This window comes from Achromobacter sp. DMS1 (assembly GCF_001270295.1).
Genome location: NZ_LHSJ01000032.1, coordinates 14025 through 33190, shown reverse-complemented (window position 1 = coordinate 33190; position 19166 = coordinate 14025). Strand labels below are relative to the sequence as shown.

The window sequence follows — 19166 nt, the reverse complement described above, 5'->3', positions numbered from 1 at the left end:
TCGGCCGGCGCCTGCGCCAGCCAGGCGCGTCCCAGGCCGAGGGCAGCAGCGGCAGCAAGGCGCCGATATCCGGGCGGAACGACACCGCGTCGTGGCCCCGGCAGGTTTCCACATACACCATGTTCAAGCCGTGATGCATGCCCAGCGACGCCGAGCCGCCCGCCGCATCGGCCAAACGCTTCATCAACGGACGCGCCAGTTGCCTGACCTTGATGCTGGCCAGGAGCGGATAGCTCAACGACAGCACTGCGGTTCCCAGGCGATAGCGGCGCAGGCCGGCATCATAGCGCAGCAGGCCGCGCTGCATCAGCGTGGTGGTCAGCCGTGAAATCGTGGCCTTGGACAGACCGGTGCGGTCCGCCAGTTCGCGGTTGCCGAGCGCCGGCTCTCCGTGCCGGAAAGCCTGCAGCACCGACAGGCCATGCGCCAGCGTGGTGGCGAAGGCGGGGTCGCATGGCGCTCGCCTGGGCGGGTGGTCATGGTCGCGGTCCTGAGTCCGGGGCGCGCGGATACGCGCGCGCATTCCTGCCGATCATAGAGCAGCGGCCGCCATGCCGACGCGCGAGACGTTCAAGATATCGAAACACTTGTCTCAAATCGCACGGCCTTTTGCTAGCCTGGATTCAACACGGCGCGGCACGCATCAGCGCCCGGATAAAACGGAGACTCACCATGATCAGGGACCCGGACGGCTTCCCGCTTTTCCTCGAATCGCTGCGCCGCTATGTGCGCGAGCAACTGGTGCCGCGCGAGGCGGAAGTGGCCCGCCTGGACGAGGTGCCGCAAGACCTGGTTGCCAGCATGGCCGCGCGGGGACTGTTCGGCTACTCCATCCCCGAGCAATACGGCGGCGCGGGCATGACGACCGAAGAGCTGATCCTGGCCGCCATGGAACTGTCGCAATGCTCGGTGGCATTCCGGGCCCGCGTCGGCACCAACACCGGCATCGGATCCGAAGCGCTGGTGGCCGACGGCACCGATGCGCAAAAGGCGCATTATCTGCCCCGGCTGGCGTCCGGCGAGCTGACCGGCTGCTTCGCGCTGACCGAGCCGCAAGCAGGCTCGGACGCCACGGCCCTGCGCACCGCCGCCGTACGCGACGGCGACCACTACGTATTGAATGGCGAAAAGTGCTTCATCACCAATGCGCCGCTGGCGGGCCTGTTTACGGTCATGGCCCGGACCGATCCGCAGGCGCCCGGCGCCAAGGGCATCACCGCCTTCATTGTGGAGCGCGGCACGCCCGGCCTGTCCACCGGACAGCCTTACGAAAAGATGGGCCAGGCCGGATCTCCCGTATCCGCCGTGCATTTCCAGGACTGCCGCGTGCCGGCCGCCAACATTATCGGCGGCCAGGAAGGCCTGGGATTCAAGACGGCCATGAAAGTGCTGAACAAGCAACGCATCCATCTGGCCGCGCTGTGCATCGGGCCCGCCATCCGCATGCTGGACGATACGCTGCGCTTCGTGGCTGAGCGCCAGCAGTTCGGCAAGCCGCTGATGGATTTCCAGCTGATCCAGGCCATGCTGGCCGACTGCCAGACGGAAATCCAGGCCGCCCGCGCGCTGGTGCTGCAGACCGCCCGCGAACGCGATGCTGGCGCGGACGTCACGCTGAACGCCTCGATCTGCAAATACTTCGCGTCGGAGATGTGCGGTCGCGTGGCGGACCGCTGCGTGCAGATGCACGGCGGCTACGGCTACATCGCCGACCATGGCATTGAACGCTTCTACCGCGATGTGCGCCTGTTCCGCCTGTACGAAGGAACCAGCCAGATCCATCAACTGACCATTGCCCGCCACACGCTGACCCAGGCGGGCTATGCGCCCGGCCGCTAGGGCCTGCCCAAGACCCGCGTTCGTGTGAACAGGCCCCAGGGCCATCCCGGGACCGCAGCCGCAAGAAGCCGGCGGCCCGCCAAACCAAAGGAGACTTCCATCATGCTGCACAAGCACCTGCCGAAGTGGATCGGCGCCGTGGCCGCTGCCTTCGCCTGCGCCGCCCTGCCCCCGCAAGCCGCGGCCGCATACCCTGACAAGCCCGTGAGGCTGATCGTGCCGTTCGCCCCTGGCGGCTCCACCGATATCCTGGGCCGCCTGCTGGCCGAAGCCTTGCATCCCATCCTGGGCCAGCCGGTCATCGTCGAAAACAAGCCCGGGGCCGGCGGCAACATCGGAGGCGACTTCGTTGCCCGTTCCGCCCCCGACGGGTACACGCTGCTGCTGGCGGCGGCGGGCCCCACCGTCATCAACCCCAGCCTGTACGCCAACATGCCGTTCGATCCGGCCAAGGATCTGGCGCCCATTACCTGCCTGGAGCGCGAGCACAACCTGATGGTGGTGACGAAGTCCATGCCGGTGAAGACGCTGCAGGAGTTCCTGCAGTATGCGCGCAACCACCCTGGCAAGCTGTCCTTCGGGTCTCCGGGCAACGGCTCGCCCGCGCAGTTGGCCGGCGAGCTGCTCAAGCAGCGGGCGGGCATCCAGGCCGAGCACGTACCGTACAAGGGCACCGGCCCCGCCATCACCGATCTGGTGGCCGGCCATATCGACTTCATGATCGACAACATGCCGGCGCTGCTGCCGCAGGTCAAAGCGGGCGGCTGCGCGCGCTGGCGGTGCCCAGCGACCAGCGCGCCACGGCCGCGCCCGATATTCCCACCTTCGATGAGGCCGGCCAGAAAGGTTTCGTGGTAATGGCCTGGAAGGGCCTGATGGCGCCCGCGGGCACCGACCCGGCGGTCATCGAACGCCTGCACGCGGCCGTGGTCAAGGCGCTGCAGGACCCGCAGCTGCGCGCCCGCTTCCAGGAACTGGGCGCCGAGCCGCTGGCCAGCACGCCGGCCGAATTCGCCAAGCAGATCGCCGACGAAACCGCATGGTGGGGCAAGCTGGTGCAATCCACCGGCGCCCGCATCCAGTAAGCCCATTGCAGGAAGACCGCCATGCAACGCATTCTCCGAGCGCTGCGCGCGCTGGGCGCCCTTGCCCTGCTGGGCGCGGCAGGCGCGGCGCAGGCCGCCTATCCCGACAAGCCGGTGCGCCTGATCGTGCCGTACGCGGCTGGCGGCGGCACCGACACCGCGGCGCGCATGATCGCGCGCAAACTGGCGCCCTTGCTGGGCCAGCCCGTGGTGGTGGAAAACAAGCCCGGCGGCGCTACGCAGATCGGCACCGCCTATGTCGCCAGCGCCGCGCCCGACGGCTACACCTTGCTGATGGGCACGGCCAACCTGGCGACCAACAGTGTGCTGTACGCCAGGCTGCCCTATGACGTGAAGAAGGATCTGGCTCCGGTGATCTGGGCCACGGACGTGCCGGTCTATCTGCTGTTGCCGGCCGCCAGCCCCGCACGCAGCCTGGAAGACCTGAAACGCGCCGCCGCGCAGCAGCAGGGCCTGGCCTACGCCACCGCCGGCACGGGAAGCATCCCGCATCTGGCGGGTGAACAGTTTGCGCACCAGACCGGCATCGCGCTGCGGCACATTCCCTACAAAGGCAGCAGCGAGGCCGCCACCGCGCTCGTCGGCGGACAAGTCCAGATGAGCTTCGACAACCTGCCGCCGGTGTACGCGCAAGTCAAGGCGGGGCGCCTGCGGCCCATCGCCATCGCGGCACAAGCGCGCAACCCCGATCTGCCGGACGTTCCCACGCTGGCCGAGCTGGGCGTGCCGCTGTCGGCCTCCTCCTGGTGGGGGGTGATGGCGCCCGCCGGAACCCCCAAGGACGTGATCGCCCTGCTGAACCGCCAGATCAATACCGTGTTGGCGGACCCCGAAGTTCGCAGCTACTTCACCGGGCTGGGCATGCAGCCCACCGGCGGCACGCCCGAAGCCTTTGGCCGGCACATCGCCGACGAAACCGACAGATGGCGCGCCGTGGTCAAGCAGGCCGGCGTGAAGATCGAGGAATAAGCCATGCAGTCCCAGCAAGAACGCAACGGCGGCGACGCCCCGCAAGACCTGTGCGCGCGCGTGCGCCGCTTCGTGGAAGAGGTGGCCATACCCGCTGAGTCTCCCGCCATTGCCCGCGACGTGACCGCGCTGGACCGCTGCGGTCGCCCGCCTGCGCGTCCAGGCCCGCGAGGCCGGCCTGTATGCGCCGCAGCTTCCCAGGGAATGGGGCGGCCTGGGTCTGGGCTGGCGCGCCCTGGCCCAGGTCCTGGAAGAAGCGGGGCGCGGATTCCTGGGGCCTGCCGCCCTGAACTGCGCCGCGCCCGACCAGCCCAACATGCTGACGCTGCTGCGCCTGGGCACTCCCGCCCAGCTGGAACGCTTTCTCGGGCCTCTGGTGCGCGGCGAACGACGCGCCTGCTTCGCCATGACCGAGCCCGCTCCCGGCGCCGGGTCCGACCCTTCCATGCTGCGCACCCATGCCGAACGGCGTAGCGCGCGCTGGGTGTTGAATGGACACAAGCAGTTCATCAGCGGCGGCGTGGGCGCGGATTTCGCGCTGGTGCTGGCGCGCACCGATACCGGCGCCACGCTGTTCCTGGTGCCTGCCGACACGCCGGGCTACCGGGTCGTGCGCGACATCGGCGTGGTGACGGGCTACCAGATCGGCGGCCACGCCGAGATCGTGCTGCAGGATTGCGAGGTCGGCGACGAGGCCGTGCTGGGCGAGCCCGGCCGCGGCCTGGAGTATGCGCAGTTGCGGCTGGAGCCGGCCCGCCTGTCCCATTGCATGCGCTACATCGGCCGCGCGCGGCGCGCGCTGGAAACCGCGCAAAGCTATGTGGCGCAACGCGATTCCTTCGGTTCCCGCCTGGCGGACCTGCAGCAGATCCAGGCCATGGTCGCGGACTCCCACATCGACCTGTACGCCGCCCGTCTCATGACGCTGGACTGCGCCGACCGCATGGACACGGGCCTGTCGGTGAAGCAGCACAGCGCCATGGCCAAAGTCTTCGTGTCCGAAGCCGTGAACCGCGTGGCCGACCGCGCCGTCCAGATGATGGGCGCGTCGGGCCTGTCCGACGACACGCCCGTCGCCATGGTCTGGCAGGAAATGCGCCCCTTCCGCATTTACGACGGCGCCAACGAACTGCACCGCGCCACGCTGGCGCGCCGGCTGCTGGCGCAAGCCTGAGCCTCAACGGAGACAAGCATGGAAACTCCCGAATTCTGGGCCTACCGCCTGCACGCCGGCGCGGCGGGCGATCCGCCGCAAGGCCGTTACGACACGTTGACGCCGGACCAGTTGTCCGCGGGCGATACGCTTATCAAGGTCGCCTATGCGGGCCTGAACTACAAGGACGCGCTGGCGCAGGCCGGGCGCGGCGGCATCATCCGCGAGTATCCGCGCATCGGCGGCATCGACCTGTCGGGTACGGTGGTGCATTCCGCCGATCCGGCGCTCGCGCCCGGCCAGGAGGTCGTGGTGCCCCTCTTTGTGTGCGCTTTGCTCCGGTGTGGATTTCTTGGCGATGAAGAAGTTGTACGCAATCGAGAAACGGGTCTTGAAGTTGGTGCACAAGAGGGCGCAAGGCTCGGTCTCGCCGATTTCCATGCGGCACCGCTCCAGGCTGCTGCATGTGTAGTCGACACCCTTCAGGTTGACGCCGAACTCGATGTCGGGCCCCAGCTGGGTCATGCCCTGGTCGGTGGGGCTGAGATAGATGAAGACCTTCTCGCCTAGGCTTATCGACTTTTCCTGCTTGCATTCGACGCGCATGTGGTAATTGGGCGAGCGCCATAGCACCGTGCCCCTTGCTTCGTCGTTGGGCACGGCGATGGTGGTGCGGATGTCGACCGAATCCTTGGAAAGGCCGCCCTCCTTGAGACAAATGACGGCAAAGCCGGCTTTCGAAAAGCACAGCAAGGCGACGAGCAGAATCGACTGAAGGAGTTTCACTTTTTCCTCGATATGCCGCGGATGACCGTGGGCCGGGAAGCGCGGAAGACGGGCGGCGCGACGGCTGGATATTTCGCCGCCGGGGAACTCCGCCCGGGGCAACCCGATGCGGCGCCGGCACAGGATTGGGAATCATAAGAAGAGCGCAGGCGCCGCCACCATAGGATGAGACTGACAAGTGCGTAGGAAAAAACTCAAGCTTGTGCAGGTCGCTGCGTCCGCGGCCCGGCCCGGCGCCCGCGCGAGTTGCTCCAGGGCCGGAAAATGGATCAGTTTCTTATTGGTATTTTCCCCTAGAGACGGACGGTCCTCCGTCGCGCTCTTCTCGCCATTCCTCTATGAAAGCGGAAAATACATTAGCAATCCTAATGAATTTCAATGCAACTCTAATTTGAATCGCGCGGTCCGGCTCTTTAAGGTGGGCGCCTGTTTCCCACAAAAGACACGGAGCCCATACGCCATGCAGCAAGCCAACCCGGGATCGGCCCAGATCCGCGCCGCCATCGACCAGATCAAGGGGCTGTTCGAGCGCGGCGGAGAAAACCGCGACACCCTGGCCCAGGTCCTGGACAAACTGGTCGGCCTGGCCGCCCACAAAGACTGGTGGAGCGCCGAGCGCTACCCCGCGCCCGAGCAGGGGGAACTGCAGGCCCGCTACCTGATCCAGGAAGACGAAGACAAGTCCTATGCGCTGTACCTGAACGTCATGCGCCCGGGCAAGAAGATCGTGCCGCACAACCACACAACCTGGGCCTGCATCGCCGCGGTCGAAGGCGTGGAACTCAACTACACCTACGACCGCAAGGACGACGGCAGCGAGCCGGGCCGCGCCACGCTGGAGCAGACCGGAACCGTGGTCGTCGAACCCGGCGCCGGCATCGCTCTCATGCCCGACGACATCCACGCCGTGCACATCGAGGGCCAGGACGTCATCCGCCACCTGCACATGTACGGCCGTGCGCTGGAAACGCTGGACCGCCGCATCGCTTTCGATCTCGAAAAAGGCACCTGCCAGCAGATGGCCATCGGCGTGCAGACCCGCAAATGAGACGCGACATGGCCAAGGACCAGCACGCGCCGCAAGGCGCCTACGAAACCCGGCTGCTGCGCAGCGGCGGCCCCACCAGGGCTGGGTGAACACGCCGGTAACGCGGGCCAGCACCTATGTGTTCGACAGCGTGGCGCAGTGGCGCGAGACGCGCCAGCGCCGCGGCCAGGAGCGCCTGCGTTCCTACGGCGCGCGCGGCACCGACAGCACCTATGCGCTGGAAGACGCGCTGGTCGAGCTGGAAGGCGGCTACCGCGCCAAGGTGTTCCCGACCGGGCTGGCGGCCATCGCCATGGTGTTTCTCGCCTACCTGAAGGCGGGCGACCACGTGCTCATGACCGACGGCGTGTACGAACCGGCGCGCGCGCTGTGCGCGCAGAGCCTGGCGCGCCTGGGTATCGAGCACAGCTACTACCAGCCCGATGGCTCCGACCTGGCGGAGAAGATCCGGCCCAACACGCGCATGATCTATGCCGAAAACCCCAGCTCGCTCGTCTACGAGATGATGGACCTGCGCGCGGTGTCGGCCCTGGCCCGGAAGCATGGCTGCCTGCTGGCGGTGGACAACACCTGGGGCTCGGGCTTCCTGCACCAGCCGCTGGCGCTGGGCGCCGACATCTCCATCATCGCGGCCACCAAGTACCTGAGCGGCCACGCCGACGTCATGATGGGCACGGTGGTCACGACCCGCGAGGCGTGGCCGGAACTGGAAACCGCGCAGGTCAATTACGGCCAGACCGTGGGCGCGGACGACGCCTACCTGCTGCTGCGCGGCCTGCGCACCCTGCCCGTGCGCCTGCGCGACCCACCAGGCGCACATGCTCGAAGTGGCGGGCTGGCTGCAGCGGCACCCGCGCGTGGCCCGTGTCTATGCCGCCGCCTGCGCCGAAGGCGCGCAGCGCGAGATCTTCGAGCGCGACTTCCGCGGCAGCAACGGCCTGGTGTCGGTGGAGTTCGCGCCCGAGGTCGGCCCCGAGCGCATGGAAGCCATGATCGACGCGCTGGCGCTGTTCGGCATCGGGGCCTCGTGGGGCGGCTACGAGAGCCTGGTCGTGCCCATGAACATGGCTTCCGCGCGCAGCCTGTCGTCCTGGAGCGGGCGCGGTCCGATGTGCCGTTTCCATATCGGCCTGGAAGACCCGGCCGACCTCATCGCCGACCTGCAACAGGCGTTCGACGCCCACCTTTCGTAGTCCTCCGCGCCGGCGCGGCCGGCGCTTCTTCCTGTTGAACCCATGGCAATCACACCCTCGATCCGCGCGCGCGTAGGCGCCGCCACGCTCAAAGACTGGCTGCACGACGGCCACGAGATCGCCCTGCTGGACGTGCGCGAGCATGGCCAGTATGGCGAGTCCCACCTTTTCTATGCCGTCAACGCGCCGTACAGCCAGCTCGAATTCGAAACGCTGCGCCTGGTGCCGCGCAAGACGACCCGCGTCGTGGTCTACGACCAGGCCAACGGCGTGGCGGAACCGGCGGCCGAGGCGCTGCGCGCCCTCGGTTATACCCAGGTCAGCGTGCTGGATGGCGGCGTCGACGCCTGGCGCGGCCAGGGCTATGCCCTCTTCGCCGGCGTCAACCTGCCGAGCAAAACCTTCGGCGAGCTGGCCGAACACGTCTTCCACACGCCCGCCATCACGGCCGAGGAACTGAGCCGGCGCCTGGCCGCCCGGGACAACCTGGTGGTGCTGGACGGCCGGCCGTTCGCCGAATACCAGAAGATGAGCATCCCCACGGCCACCTGCTGCCCCAACGGCGAGCTGGCGCTGCGGGTGGACGAGCTGGTGCCCGACGAGAACACCACCATCGTGATCAACTGCGCCGGCCGCACCCGCAGCATCATCGGCGCGCAGACGCTCATCAACCTGGGCGTGAAGAACCCGGTGTACGCCCTGGAAAACGGCACCCAGGGCTGGTACCTCAAGGACCTGCCGCTGGACCACGGCCAGTCGCGCCGGCATGGCATGGAAACCTCGCAGGCGGCGCTGGCGCGCGCCAGGGAGCGCGCCCAGGCGCTGGCGGCGCGCTACGGCGTTGCCGCTATCGACCCCGCCGCCCTGGCCGCCATGCGGGCCGACGGCGCGCGCACGACCTACGTCTTCGACATGCTCACGCCGGAGGAATATCAGGCCGGCACCTACCCCGGCGCCGCCAGCGCGCCCGGCGGCCAGCTCATCCAGGCCACCGACCAGTATGTGGGGCACGCGCGGCGCCCGGCTGGTGCTGGTCGACGGCGAGGGCGTGCGCGCCCCCACGGTGGCCAGCTGGCTGCGCCAGATGGGCTGGGAAGTCCACGTGCTGGAGGCCGCCGCGCTGGACGCGCCTCCGCCGCCTCCGCCGGCCGTGGAAAGCCGGTTGGCGCGCATCGACAGCGCGCAGGCCCGCGCGCTGCTGGAAGAGGGCGCCGCCTTCGTCGACCTGCGCCCCAGCATGGCCTACCGCAAGGCGCACATCGCCGGCGCGCGCTGGGCCATACGCGGCAAACCCGCCGCGGCCGACCGTCAGACCGTGCTCGTCGCCGAGGATCCGCGCGTGGCCGAGCTCTATGCGCGCGGCCTGCCCGGGAGCCTGGAACCGCTGCTGCTCGCCGATCCGCCCGCCGCCTGGACCGGCGCGGGCCTGCCGGTGGAGTCCAGCCCCGGCAACCCGCCCGACGAAGACTGCATCGACTTTCTTTTCTTCGTGCATGACCGCCACAGCGGCAACAAGGCCGCCGCGCGCAAGTACCTGGAATGGGAAACCAATCTGGTCAACCAGATCGACGAGCGCGAACGCGCCGCTTACCGCTTCGCCCCCTGAGGCGCGGCCGCGGCGCGGACCGCCGGCGCCGCCATCCACCATCAAGACAGTCCAAGGAGAAAACCATGAAGCCGTCCCTCGCAGTCATTGCCCTGTCCCTTTCCGCGGCCGCGGCCGCCAGCGCCCAGGCCCGCGACCTGAAGGAAATCGAGGCCAGCAAGAAGCTCGTCTGCGGCACCCAGAGCGCCAGCGAACCCTATGCCTTCCAGGATCCGGCCACGCGCAGGTTCGTGGGCTACGACGTCGACGTGTGCCAGGCGCTCGCCAAAGGACTGGGCGTGGAACTGGTGCACAAGCCGCTGTCCACCGAAGCGCGCATTCCCGAACTGAAAATGGGCCGCGTGGACGTGGTGGCCGGCTCCATGGCCTACCTGCCCGAACGCGCCGCCCAGGTCGACTACAGCCTGCAATACCTGCAGGGCAGCATCAAGGTGCTGGTGCGCCGCGACGAGAAGATCGGCTCGCTGGCCCAGCTCGAGGGCAAGCGCGTCTGCGCCAGCAAGGGCTCGTCCTCGGCCGCCATCGCCAGCCGCGTGCTGGCCAAGTCGAAAATCGTGACCTATCAGGATCTGGCCACCTGCTACCTGGGCCTGCAGAACGGCAAGGTGGACGGCATCTCGGCCGGCGAGCTCACGCTCAAGCGATTCGAGATCGAATCCGCCAAGACCGGCTCGCCCGCCGTGCTGGTCGACGAACCGCTGTTCACCGAGCGCATGGGGGTGGTGGTGTCCAAGGGCAACACGGGGCTGATGCAGGCCGTGGACAAGGTGCTCGCAAAGATGGACGCCGACGGCGAGCTGGACGCCATCTACGCCAAGTGGCTGGGCAAGGACTCTATCTACAAGCTCACCCGCTCCTTCAAGGTCGAACCGGTCGCCAAGGCCAATTGAGGATGAGGCGGCGGCCTCGCGCCGCCGCCGCTGCCGCTTATGGATCTGGATATTTCTTTTCTGCTGCACGGGCAATACGGCGAGCTGCTGCTCGACGGCCTGAAGACCACCCTGCTGGTGTTCGCGCTGTCGTGGCTGCTGGGCATGGCGCTGGCCGTCGTCATCGTGCTGCTGCGCGCCATACCGTTCAGGCCGCTGGACGCGCTGATGTCGCTCTTCGTGGAGTACCACCGCAACGTGCCCACGGTGGTGCAGATCATGGTGTGGTATTTCGGGATGCCCCAGGTGCTGCCGCCCGGGTTGAAAGCCTATGTCAACGCCGGCAACACCGAGCTGCTGTTCGCCGTGATCGCCCTGTCGCTCAACGTCAGCGCCTACATGTCGGAAGACCTGCGCTCCGGCCTGAAGGCCATTCCGGCCGCCCAGGCGAGGCGGGCCGCGCCATCGGCCTGGGCTTTCTGCAGAGCATGCGCTACGTGATCCTGCCCCAGGCGCTGCGCATCGGCGTGCCGCCTCTGGTCAACCGCTCGCTCATTCTCTTCAAGGACACGAGCCTGACCATGGTGATCGGCGTGACGGACCTCACCTACCAGGCCAAGAACATCGACAACCTCACCTTCCGGACCTTCGACGTCTTTGCCGTGACCACGCTGATCTACCTGCTGTGCTCGCTGGCGATCATGCTCGTGGGCAGCCGCGTGGAGAAGGCATTTCCGTCGGCCTACAAGGGATAAGCCATNGTTCTCCACCTTCGTCGATAGCGAAATCGCCAAATGGGAGAAGGTGATCGAGGAGGCGGGCATTCCGCAAGTGCAGTAAGGCAGCAAGGGGCGGCCTTCGCCGCCTACTTCTCCTCCGCGATCACCAGCAGCACCGAGGCGGGATGCTTGCCCACCGAGGTAATCTTGTGCGGGATGCTGGAGTTGAAATGCGCGCTGTCGCCGGCGTTCAGGGTTTCGCGCCGGCGCGCGAGCTGCAGGCTCACGGTGCCCTTGAGCACATAGAGGATCTCCTCGCCCTGGTGATGGCTCATGGGGTGGTTGCGCACGGGCTCGTCGGTGGGGCTCATGACGAAGGCGACCATCCGGTGCCCGGGCAGCGTGCCGGACACCACCCGGGGCGCGCGGCGCGGCGCGTCCGCGCCGGGCTGGGCGCGGTTGATGACGATGGGATCGTCTTCCGGCGACTCGGCGAACAGCTCCTCCACTTTCACGCCCAACGCCTTCGCGATCCGCAGGGCGGCGCCGATGGACGGCGTGGACACCCCTCTTTCGAGCTTGGACACATAGCTGCGCGTGAGCTCGGCCGCCTGGGCCAGCTCTTCCAGCGTCAAGCCCGCCTGCACGCGTAACAACTTCAATTTGACGGCCATTGCTTTCCTGTTGGACACTTGTGTCCTAAAATCAACTTGTTTCTTGTCATAGATCAAAAAACCGGGCGGCCTCTCCACAACCGCCCACTTGCAAGGGGATATGTTATGACGTTCGGAAAACGTTGTCGGGCGATCATGATGGCCGTGCTTTGCGGCGCGGCAAGCGTGGCGGGCTGCGCCGCGGGCGCGGCGCAGCCGCGGTACCCGGACAAGCCCATCCGGCTGATCATTCCGTTCGGCGCCGGCGGCATCACCGACGTGGCGGGCCGCCTGGTCGGGCAATACCTGGGCGAGGCCCTGTCGCAGCAGATCGTGATAGAGAACCGCCCCGGCGCGGGCGGGGCGATCGCCGCGCAGGCGCTGTCGGCCGCCAAGCCCGACGGCTACACGCTGCTGCTGGGCACCGTAGGCACGCAGGTGGTGAACAAAATGCTCTACCGCAAGCTGGGCTACGACCCGGCGGCCATGACGCCGGTGTCGCTGGTCAGCAATTCGCCGTACGTGCTGGCGGTCAACGGGGTGGAGGGCGTGGACGACCTGCAGTCGCTGGTGCGCTACGCCAGGGACAACCCCGCGCGGCTGAATTTCGGGTCCGCGGGCAACGGCAGTTCGCCGCACCTGGGAATCGAGCTCTTCAAGCTGGCCACGAAGACGGATATCGTGCACATTCCCTTCAAGAGCGGGGCCGAGGCGGTCAACGCCGCGGTGGGCGGCCAGGTGAACATCGTGATCGACGCGCTGCCCGTCATCGAGCCGCAGGCCAAGGCGCACCGGCTGAAAATGCTGGCCATCGCCGATGCGCGGCGCAGCCGCGTGGCGCCCGACCTGAAAACCAGCGTGGAGCAGGGCCTGCCGCAATTCCAGATCGGCTCCTGGAATGCGCTGATCGCGCCGCCCGGCACGCCCGCTTCCACGGTCGAGGCGCTGAACAAGGCGCTGGCGCAGGCGCTCGAGCGTCCCGAGCTCGTGCAGCGCCTGGCGCAGATGGGCATCGAGCCGCTGCCCACAGGGGTCCAGGCGTACCGGAAGCACGTCGCCAACGAAACCGAGAAATGGTCCAAGGTCATCCAGGCCGCGGGCACGCGCCTCGATTGACGCGGCTTCGGGAGGAGGGTTGACGACATGCTGATTTACGACACCCTGCGTTCGGGCAATGCCTGGAAGGTGCGGCTGATGGCCAGCCTGCTGGGCGTGCCGCTGGCGCGCCGCACGCTGTCCATCGACCGGGGCGACCTGGCCAGCCCGGCATTCCTGGCCATCGCGCCCATGGCGCACGTGCCGGTGCTGCAACTGCCGGACGGCACGCACCTGGCCGAGTCGATGGCGATTCTCCACTACCTGGCGCAGGGCAGCCCGTGGTGGCCCCGGGACGCCCTGGCGCAGGCCCGGGTGCTGAGCTGGCTGTCGTTCGAGCAGGACCGTCACATGAAGCCGCTGGCGCAGCTGCGCCTGAACCTCGCGCTGCACCGGCGCGGCGATCCGCAAAGCGAGCCTTACGCCGGCCATGCGCGGGCGGCGCACGCCGCGCTGCAGGTGCTGGAGGCGCAGTTGCAACGGCAGGGCGCGCAGGGGTGGGTGGCCACGCAAGACCACCCCAGCATCGCCGACGTGGCCCTTTACCCCTATACCCGCATGGCGCCCATGGGCGGCATCGCGCTGGACCCTTACCCCGCCATCCGGGCCTGGCTGGCGCGCGTGGAGCGCCTGCCGGGATACCAGGCGCTCTTCCCGGGCCAGCCGGAACGCAATCTCTCCACCGCAGAACATCCCTAGGTCTACCCATGAACACCGACACTTTCAAGCTCGACAAGGCCACGCTGGTTTCGCAGTCCACCCGCAAGATCGACCAGCAGTTCCCGGAAAGCGCCTACTCCCTGCGCCAGAAGCTGGCGTTGACCTGCCGCATTCTCTTCGACAATGGCCACGACTCCGGGCTTGCCGGCCAGATCACGGCGCGCGCCGAGACGCCGGGCACGTTCTACACCCAGCAGCTCGGCCTGGGTTTTGACGAGATCGCCGAAGACAACCTGTTGCGCGTGGACGAAGACCTCAATGTGCTGGCTGGCGACGGCATGCCCAACCCCGCGAACCGCTTCCACTCCTGGGTCTACCGCGCGCGGCCGGACGTGAACTGCATCATCCACACCCATGCCGTGCACACCGCGGCGCTGGGCATGCTGGAGCAGCCGCTCATCGTTTCGCACATGGACAACTGCGTGCTGTACGACGACGTGGCCTTCGTGGCCAAATGGCCGGGCATCCCGGTGGGCAACGAAGAAGGCGAACTCATCGCCGGCGCGCTCGGCGGCAAGCGCGCGCTGATGCTCTCGCACCATGGCCTGCTGATCGCCGGCTCGTCGGTGGAAGAGGCCTGCGTGCTGGCCATTGCGTTCGAGCGCGCCGCGCGCATGCAGCTGCTCGCCGGCGCGGCGGGCGAGATCAAGCCCATCGACCCCGCGCTGGGCAAGGAAGCGCACGACTGGATCCTGCGCCCGCGACGCAACACTATCGCCTTCGAGTACTACGCCCGCCGTGCGCTGAAGAACCCGCGCAACGCGGACTGCCTGCGGCCGGCTTAGGACGGGTCGCCGGCCGCCTCGCCCCGCCAGGCCGGGCGCCCCGGCGCTACGCGCCGTTGGAAGACAGCCGCAGGTTGGTCTTGAGCATGTCGTAGACGTGGCGCGTGAGCGGGTTGATGTGGTCGCGGCGCATCCACAGGAAGTAGTTCACGTCGGGCAGGGGCGGCAGGCCGTCTTTCTCGCCCAGCACGCGCATGTCCGAACCCAGCAGCTCCACGCTGCGCGCGGTAACCCAGGATATCGATGGGCGCCTTCACCGCGCTGGATGTGATGTTGACGATGCGGCCGAAACCGCGCTCGGCCATGCCGTCCACCGTGGCCTTGATGAGCTCGATGGGAGTCAGCATGTTCGCCTCGACCGCGCTCAGCCAGTCCTGCCGGTCCCAGTCGCGGAAATCGCCCGGCGGCGGCCCGCCGGCGTTGGTGACCACGATGTCGTAGTCCCGATGCGCCGCGAAGACCGCCTCGCGGCCCCTCGGCGTGGTGATGTCGGCCGTCACGGCCGTCACGAAACCGTCGCTGCGCGGCCGCTCCCGCAGCAGCCGCTGGCGCGCGGCCTCCAGCGCCTCGGCGCCCCGGGCGACAATCACCACGTTCACGCCTTCGCGCACCAGGGCGAGCGCGCAGCCATAGCCCAGCCCCTTGCTGGCGCCTCCCACCAGCGCGGTCTTGCCGCTGATGCCCAGATCCATCCTCTTGCTCCTTGTCGGTGCGGCGGGCGGCCTATGGGCGCATGCCGAATTTTTCGATGAGGCCCTTGAACGTCGCATTATCCCGCTCCATCAGCGCCGTAAAAGCCGGCTGGTCGGCCACCACGTAGCCCAGGTTCTGCTCCGCCATGAACCGCTTCAGGCCGTCTTCGGCCGCCGCCTTGCGGAACGCGGCGCCGAGCACGTCCAGCACCGGCTGCGGCGTACCCTTGGGCGCGGCGATGCCGCGCCACGTGCCGATGGACAGGTCGATGTTGCGCTCCTTCAGCGTGGGCACGTTCTCGAACCCGGGCACGCGCTCGTCGGCCATGACGGCCAGCGGCTTGAGCTTGCCGGCCTTGACGTACTGCATGACCTCGGCGGGGCTGACGGCCACCGCGTCGATGTGGCCTCCCAGCAGGGCCAGCACCGCCGGATTGCCGCCGTTGAACGGAATATGGTTGAACCTGGCGCCGGTCTTGTCCTCCAGGGCGGCGGCGGCCAGGTGCCAGATCGAGCCGATGCCCGCATTGCCCACCTGCATGCTTTCCGGCCTGGCGCGCGCGGCGGCCAGGAATGCTTCTATGGTGTCGTAGGGCGAATCGGCCCTGACCGTGATCGCCGAGGGATCGGCATTGAGCTGGATGATGGGCGTGAACTTGTCGTAGGTCGTCCTGGTCAGGCCCAGGTGCGGAATGATGACCATGTCCGCCGTCACCAGCGCCAGCTTGTAGCCGTCGGGATTGCTGTTGGCGACTTCGGTCAGGCCGATGCCGCCGGCCGCGCCCGGCTTGTTGAGCACCACGATGGGCTGAGGCAGGTAGGCGCGCGAGGCATCGCTCATGGCGCGCGCCATGCCCGTCGGTGCCCCCGCCCGCGGCAAAGGGCACGACGAGTTCGATGGGACGGCCGGGAAAGTTCTGCGCCCGCGCGCCGGAATGGCGGCCAGCGCGGCGAGCGCCGCCGAGCAGCGCGGAAAGCATGCAGCGATTGAACGCGCGACGTTTCATGATGTCTCCGTGTCGTTTTTGTATTGCGGGGTGGATAGCCGGACCGCCCGGGGCCGCGCCGGCCCCGCGCCGTCAGCGGATGAACTGCCGCACGTAGTCTTCGCCCAGGCCCGCTTCGGCGTAGTGCCTGCGGCACATGTCTATCTTGGTGAAGACGTCTTCGTACCCCATGCCCGCTCCCCACGGGTCGGTGTAGTACATGACGCCGTTGACCTGGAAGTACGTAATCATTTCCTCGACCTCGGGCGGAACGTACAGCGTGTGCGTTTCGCCGGGCGGCTCGAATACGTAGCTGCCTTCGACCGCCTCCCAGTCGTGTTCCAGGTAGCGCCAGCGGCCCTTGAGCACGAAGCCGTGCACGGCCTGCGGATGGCGGTGGCGGCTGAGCACGCCCGACTTGCGCACCCGCAGCAGGTTCGTCCAATAGCCCTGGCTGGCGTTCAGACAGAGCGGCCGGAACCACACGTTCTCGGCCTGCGGCACCCACAGCCTTTCATCGGTGGGAACGGCGTGCGGAATCACGATTTCGGGCAAGGCCTCGGGCGGATTCGGGTACTGGCAGGGGGTGAGCGGTTCGGCATCGGGCCGGTCGGCTGGCATGGTTTCGATCCTTCCATATAGTGGACACTTTGTTTATTTTATGGACGAATTATAAAAATAGCCCCCGCGCGCGACAGCGGGGGCTAACCCTGAGCTGCGGCACGGCAACGCCCGCGTTCCGGGCCCGCAAAACAAAAAACCCACCGCGATGCGGTGGGTTTCCTGCCCAGGGGAAGAGACGCCGGCCTATTTTTCCACGAACGCCCGCTCGACCACGTAGTCGCCCGGCTGGCCCACGCCCGGCGACACCACGAAGCCGCGCTTGTCCAGCATGGCGCTGATGTCGGCCAGCATGTGGGGGCTGCCGCAGATCATGGCGCGGTCGGTTTCGGGGTTGATCTGGGGCAGCCCGATATCTGCGCACAGCTTGCCGTTTTCCAGCAGCTGGGTGATGCGGCCCTGGTTGCGGAACGGTTCGCGCGTGACCGTGGGATAGTAGATGAGCTTGTCGCGCACCAGCTCGCCGAAGAATTCGTTCCGGGGCAGCTCGTTTTCGATGTAGTTGGCGTAGGCCAGCTCGCTCACCCAGCGCACGCCGTGCACCAGCACGACCTTTTCGAAACGCTCGTAGACGTCCGGATCCTTGATGATGCTCATGAAGGGCGCCAGACCGGTGCCGGTGCCGAACAGGTACAGGTGCTTGCCGGGCTTGAGATCGTCCACGACCAGCGTGCCCACGGGCTTGCGGCTCACCAGGATGGTGTCGCCTTCCTTGAGGTGCTGCAGCCGCGACGTGAGCGGGCCGTTCTGCACCTTGATGCTCAGGAACTCGAGGTTTTCCTCGTAGTTGGCGCTGGCGATGCTGTAGGCGCGCAGCAGCGGCTTGCCTTCGACTTCGAGGCCGATCATGACGAAGTGCCCGTTATGGAAACGCAGGGCCGCATCGCGCGTGGTTTTGAAGGAAAAGAGGGTGTCGTTCCAGTGGTGCACGCTCAGGACGCGCTCGGTATTGAAGGCAGCCATGTGGTATTTGCGTTGGGGACAGGCGAAGCGCCCCGCCTGCCGGACGGTTTTCCGCATCGCACAAAAGAACGGACGCGGCCGGATTAGGGTTGTCCCTATTGTACTAGGGCTCGATGATAATTGCTCTCATTATTCCGTAATACCCTTATGCCCATTTTGACTACAGTCAAATCGGACGTGTCCAAGCTTACCAATAGTTGAACGCCCCTCTTCTTCCTGCTATCGTCCGACTCTCACTAATAGTTTTCGTTAGCAGGAGCCCTCCCCCATGTCCCGTCCTCTCCTGAATCCGCTGCTGCGCGCCCTCGCGCTGGCAGGCGCCGCCGCCTTCTCCGCGTCCGCCCTGGCCGCCGGCGAAGTCAGCCTCTACACCACCCGCGAGCCCAAGCTGATCCAGCCCCTGCTCGACGCCTTCACCAAAGAGAGCGGCATCAAGGTCAACACCGTGTTCGTCAAGGACGGCCTGCTGGAGCGCGTCAAGGCCGAAGGCGACAAGTCCCCGGCCGACGTGCTCATGACCGTGGACATCGGCAACCTGCTCGACCTGGTCGACGGCGGCGTCACCCAGTCGATCAAGTCCGAGACGCTGGAATCCGTCATTCCCGCCAACCTGCGCGGCGCCGACGGCAAATGGTACGCGCTCTCGCTGCGCGACCGCGTGCTCTACGTCGAAAAAGACCTCAAGCTCGACAGCTTCCGCTACGAAGACCTGGCCGATCCCAAATGGAAGGGCAAGGTATGCATCCGCTCGGGCCAGCATCCCTACAACACCGCGCTGGTCGCCTCCATGATCGCCCACGACGGCGCCGAGGCCACCGAAAAGTGGCTGCGCGGCGTCAAGGCCAACCTGGCCCGCAAGGCCGCCGGCGGCGACCGCGACGTGGCGCGCGACATCCTGGGCGGCATCTGCGACATCGGCCTGGCCAACGCCTATTACGTGGGCCACATGAAGAACGCCGAGCCGGGCACCGACGCGCGCAAGTGGGGCGACGCCATCAAGGTCATCCGCCCCACCTTCGCCAACGCCAAGAGCGGCGGCACCCACGTCAACGTGAGCGGCGCGGCCGTGGCCGCCCACGCCCCCAACAAGGAAAACGCCGTCAAGCTGCTGGACTTCCTGGTTTCCGACCAGGCCCAGACGCTGTATGCGCGCGCCAACTACGAGTACCCCGTGCGCAAGGGCGTGAAGCTCGACCCGGTGGTGGCCAGCTTCGGCGAGCTCAAGGTCGATCCGCTGCCGCTCACCGAGATCGCCAAGCACCGCAAGCAGGCCAGCGAGCTGGTGGACAAGGTCGGCTTCGACAACTGACGCGCCACGCGGCCGCGCTCCCCCCGGGGCGCGGCCCGGCTCTTTCCTGGCCTG

The 19166-nt window shown here is 67.3% G+C and carries 15 protein-coding genes and 6 pseudogenes; 15 read left to right on the top strand and 6 right to left on the bottom strand.

Annotated features, from left to right (window positions below):
* Positions 1-94: 94 nt before the first annotated feature.
* Positions 95-523 (bottom strand): annotated as a pseudogene (locus tag AD428_RS29905) (IclR family transcriptional regulator); the annotation flags it as partial.
* 149 nt (positions 524-672) lie between these two features.
* Between AD428_RS29905 and AD428_RS06260 the strand changes: the two are divergent.
* The 11 genes and pseudogenes from AD428_RS06260 to AD428_RS06215 all read left to right on the top strand — a co-directional run bounded on the left by AD428_RS06260 (position 673) and on the right by AD428_RS06215 (position 11324).
* Positions 673-1839: an acyl-CoA dehydrogenase family protein gene (locus AD428_RS06260; RefSeq protein WP_053244144.1), complete on the top strand. Its 1167-nt coding sequence runs from the start codon at positions 673-675 to the stop codon at positions 1837-1839.
* Positions 1840-1941: 102 nt separating this feature from the next.
* Positions 1942-2924 (top strand): annotated as a pseudogene (locus AD428_RS06255) (Bug family tripartite tricarboxylate transporter substrate binding protein).
* 21 nt (positions 2925-2945) lie between these two features.
* Positions 2946-3914 carry a tripartite tricarboxylate transporter substrate binding protein gene (locus tag AD428_RS06250; RefSeq protein WP_053244146.1) on the top strand — a complete coding sequence of 323 codons (969 nt, stop codon included), beginning with the start codon at positions 2946-2948 and terminating at the stop codon, positions 3912-3914.
* A gap of 3 nt (positions 3915-3917) precedes the next feature.
* Positions 3918-5088: pseudogene (locus AD428_RS06245) on the top strand (acyl-CoA dehydrogenase family protein).
* Between the two features lie 18 nt (positions 5089-5106).
* Positions 5107-5637, top strand: coding sequence for an alcohol dehydrogenase catalytic domain-containing protein (locus AD428_RS29300; RefSeq protein WP_369798707.1), 531 nt, complete (start codon positions 5107-5109; stop codon positions 5635-5637).
* 676 nt (positions 5638-6313) lie between these two features.
* Positions 6314-6901 (top strand): cysteine dioxygenase family protein, encoded by a 588-nt coding sequence (locus AD428_RS06235; RefSeq protein WP_200907969.1) that lies wholly within the window; start codon positions 6314-6316, stop codon positions 6899-6901.
* A gap of 85 nt (positions 6902-6986) precedes the next feature.
* Positions 6987-7643, top strand: a pseudogene (locus tag AD428_RS28785) (trans-sulfuration enzyme family protein); the annotation flags it as partial.
* 76 nt (positions 7644-7719) lie between these two features.
* Positions 7720-8094, top strand: a complete 375-nt coding sequence (locus AD428_RS28780; protein WP_255352190.1) for a PLP-dependent transferase — start codon at positions 7720-7722, stop codon at positions 8092-8094.
* 42 nt (positions 8095-8136) lie between these two features.
* Positions 8137-9700: pseudogene (locus AD428_RS06225) on the top strand (rhodanese-like domain-containing protein).
* Positions 9701-9765: 65 nt separating this feature from the next.
* Positions 9766-10590 carry a transporter substrate-binding domain-containing protein gene (locus AD428_RS06220; RefSeq protein ID WP_053243831.1) on the top strand — a complete coding sequence of 275 codons (825 nt, stop codon included), beginning with the start codon at positions 9766-9768 and terminating at the stop codon, positions 10588-10590.
* A 39-nt stretch (positions 10591-10629) separates the two neighbouring features.
* A pseudogene (locus AD428_RS06215) lies at positions 10630-11324 on the top strand (amino acid ABC transporter permease).
* Positions 11325-11434: 110 nt separating this feature from the next.
* Here AD428_RS06215 and AD428_RS06210 read toward each other — a convergent pair.
* Positions 11435-11962 (bottom strand): XRE family transcriptional regulator, encoded by a 528-nt coding sequence (locus AD428_RS06210; RefSeq protein WP_053243838.1) that lies wholly within the window; start codon positions 11960-11962, stop codon positions 11435-11437.
* A 135-nt stretch (positions 11963-12097) separates the two neighbouring features.
* On the opposite strand from AD428_RS06210, the gene AD428_RS06205 reads away from it, so the two are divergent.
* Genes AD428_RS06205 through AD428_RS06195 form a run of 3 tightly spaced genes read left to right on the top strand, consistent with a single transcriptional unit; the run spans position 12098 to position 14541 of the window.
* Positions 12098-13057 (top strand): Bug family tripartite tricarboxylate transporter substrate binding protein, encoded by a 960-nt coding sequence (locus AD428_RS06205; protein ID WP_369798666.1) that lies wholly within the window; start codon positions 12098-12100, stop codon positions 13055-13057.
* A gap of 27 nt (positions 13058-13084) precedes the next feature.
* Complete coding sequence (locus AD428_RS06200; RefSeq protein ID WP_053243837.1) at positions 13085-13735, top strand: glutathione S-transferase family protein; 651 nt, start codon at positions 13085-13087, stop codon at positions 13733-13735.
* Positions 13736-13743: 8 nt separating this feature from the next.
* Positions 13744-14541 (top strand): aldolase, encoded by a 798-nt coding sequence (locus tag AD428_RS06195; RefSeq protein ID WP_053243836.1) that lies wholly within the window; start codon positions 13744-13746, stop codon positions 14539-14541.
* Here AD428_RS06195 and AD428_RS24475 read toward each other — a convergent pair.
* The 4 genes from AD428_RS24475 to AD428_RS06175 form a co-directional block, all read right to left on the bottom strand.
* Positions 14538-15233 (bottom strand): SDR family NAD(P)-dependent oxidoreductase, encoded by a 696-nt coding sequence (locus AD428_RS24475; protein WP_082308291.1) that lies wholly within the window; start codon positions 15231-15233, stop codon positions 14538-14540. The genes AD428_RS06195 and AD428_RS24475 overlap by 4 nt on opposite strands.
* Positions 15234-15264: 31 nt before the next feature.
* A complete protein-coding gene (locus tag AD428_RS06185; protein ID WP_369798706.1) occupies positions 15265-16074 on the bottom strand; it encodes a tripartite tricarboxylate transporter substrate binding protein in 810 nt (269 codons plus the stop codon).
* A gap of 238 nt (positions 16075-16312) precedes the next feature.
* Complete coding sequence (locus tag AD428_RS06180; RefSeq protein ID WP_053244554.1) at positions 16313-16840, bottom strand: 2,4'-dihydroxyacetophenone dioxygenase family protein; 528 nt, start codon at positions 16838-16840, stop codon at positions 16313-16315.
* A 186-nt stretch (positions 16841-17026) separates the two neighbouring features.
* Positions 17027-17803 carry a ferredoxin--NADP reductase gene (locus AD428_RS06175; RefSeq protein WP_053244553.1) on the bottom strand — a complete coding sequence of 259 codons (777 nt, stop codon included), beginning with the start codon at positions 17801-17803 and terminating at the stop codon, positions 17027-17029.
* 268 nt (positions 17804-18071) lie between these two features.
* Between AD428_RS06175 and AD428_RS06170 the strand changes: the two genes are divergently transcribed.
* Complete coding sequence (locus AD428_RS06170; RefSeq protein WP_053244552.1) at positions 18072-19112, top strand: Fe(3+) ABC transporter substrate-binding protein; 1041 nt, start codon at positions 18072-18074, stop codon at positions 19110-19112.
* The last annotated feature ends 54 nt before the right edge of the window (positions 19113-19166 follow it).

Excerpts from the sequence above, each read along its gene's own strand:
- AD428_RS06200 (WP_053243837.1), top strand. The coding sequence starts at position 13,085 with ATGCTGATTTACGACACCCTGCGTTCGGGCAATGCCTGGAAGGTGCGG.
- AD428_RS28780 (WP_255352190.1), top strand. The coding sequence starts at position 7,720 with ATGCTCGAAGTGGCGGGCTGGCTGCAGCGGCACCCGCGCGTGGCCCGT.
- AD428_RS06180 (WP_053244554.1), bottom strand. The coding sequence starts at position 16,840 with ATGCCAGCCGACCGGCCCGATGCCGAACCGCTCACCCCCTGCCAGTAC.
- AD428_RS29300 (WP_369798707.1), top strand. The coding sequence starts at position 5,107 with ATGGAAACTCCCGAATTCTGGGCCTACCGCCTGCACGCCGGCGCGGCG.
- AD428_RS06220 (WP_053243831.1), top strand. The coding sequence starts at position 9,766 with ATGAAGCCGTCCCTCGCAGTCATTGCCCTGTCCCTTTCCGCGGCCGCG.
- AD428_RS06210 (WP_053243838.1), bottom strand. The coding sequence starts at position 11,962 with ATGGCCGTCAAATTGAAGTTGTTACGCGTGCAGGCGGGCTTGACGCTG.
- AD428_RS06235 (WP_200907969.1), top strand. The coding sequence starts at position 6,314 with ATGCAGCAAGCCAACCCGGGATCGGCCCAGATCCGCGCCGCCATCGAC.
- AD428_RS06170 (WP_053244552.1), top strand. The coding sequence starts at position 18,072 with ATGTCCCGTCCTCTCCTGAATCCGCTGCTGCGCGCCCTCGCGCTGGCA.
- AD428_RS06260 (WP_053244144.1), top strand. The coding sequence starts at position 673 with ATGATCAGGGACCCGGACGGCTTCCCGCTTTTCCTCGAATCGCTGCGC.
- AD428_RS06185 (WP_369798706.1), bottom strand. The coding sequence starts at position 16,074 with ATGAGCGATGCCTCGCGCGCCTACCTGCCTCAGCCCATCGTGGTGCTC.
- AD428_RS06205 (WP_369798666.1), top strand. The coding sequence starts at position 12,098 with ATGATGGCCGTGCTTTGCGGCGCGGCAAGCGTGGCGGGCTGCGCCGCG.
- AD428_RS06195 (WP_053243836.1), top strand. The coding sequence starts at position 13,744 with ATGAACACCGACACTTTCAAGCTCGACAAGGCCACGCTGGTTTCGCAG.
- AD428_RS06250 (WP_053244146.1), top strand. The coding sequence starts at position 2,946 with ATGCAACGCATTCTCCGAGCGCTGCGCGCGCTGGGCGCCCTTGCCCTG.
- AD428_RS24475 (WP_082308291.1), bottom strand. The coding sequence starts at position 15,233 with ATGGATCTGGGCATCAGCGGCAAGACCGCGCTGGTGGGAGGCGCCAGC.
- AD428_RS06175 (WP_053244553.1), bottom strand. The coding sequence starts at position 17,803 with ATGGCTGCCTTCAATACCGAGCGCGTCCTGAGCGTGCACCACTGGAAC.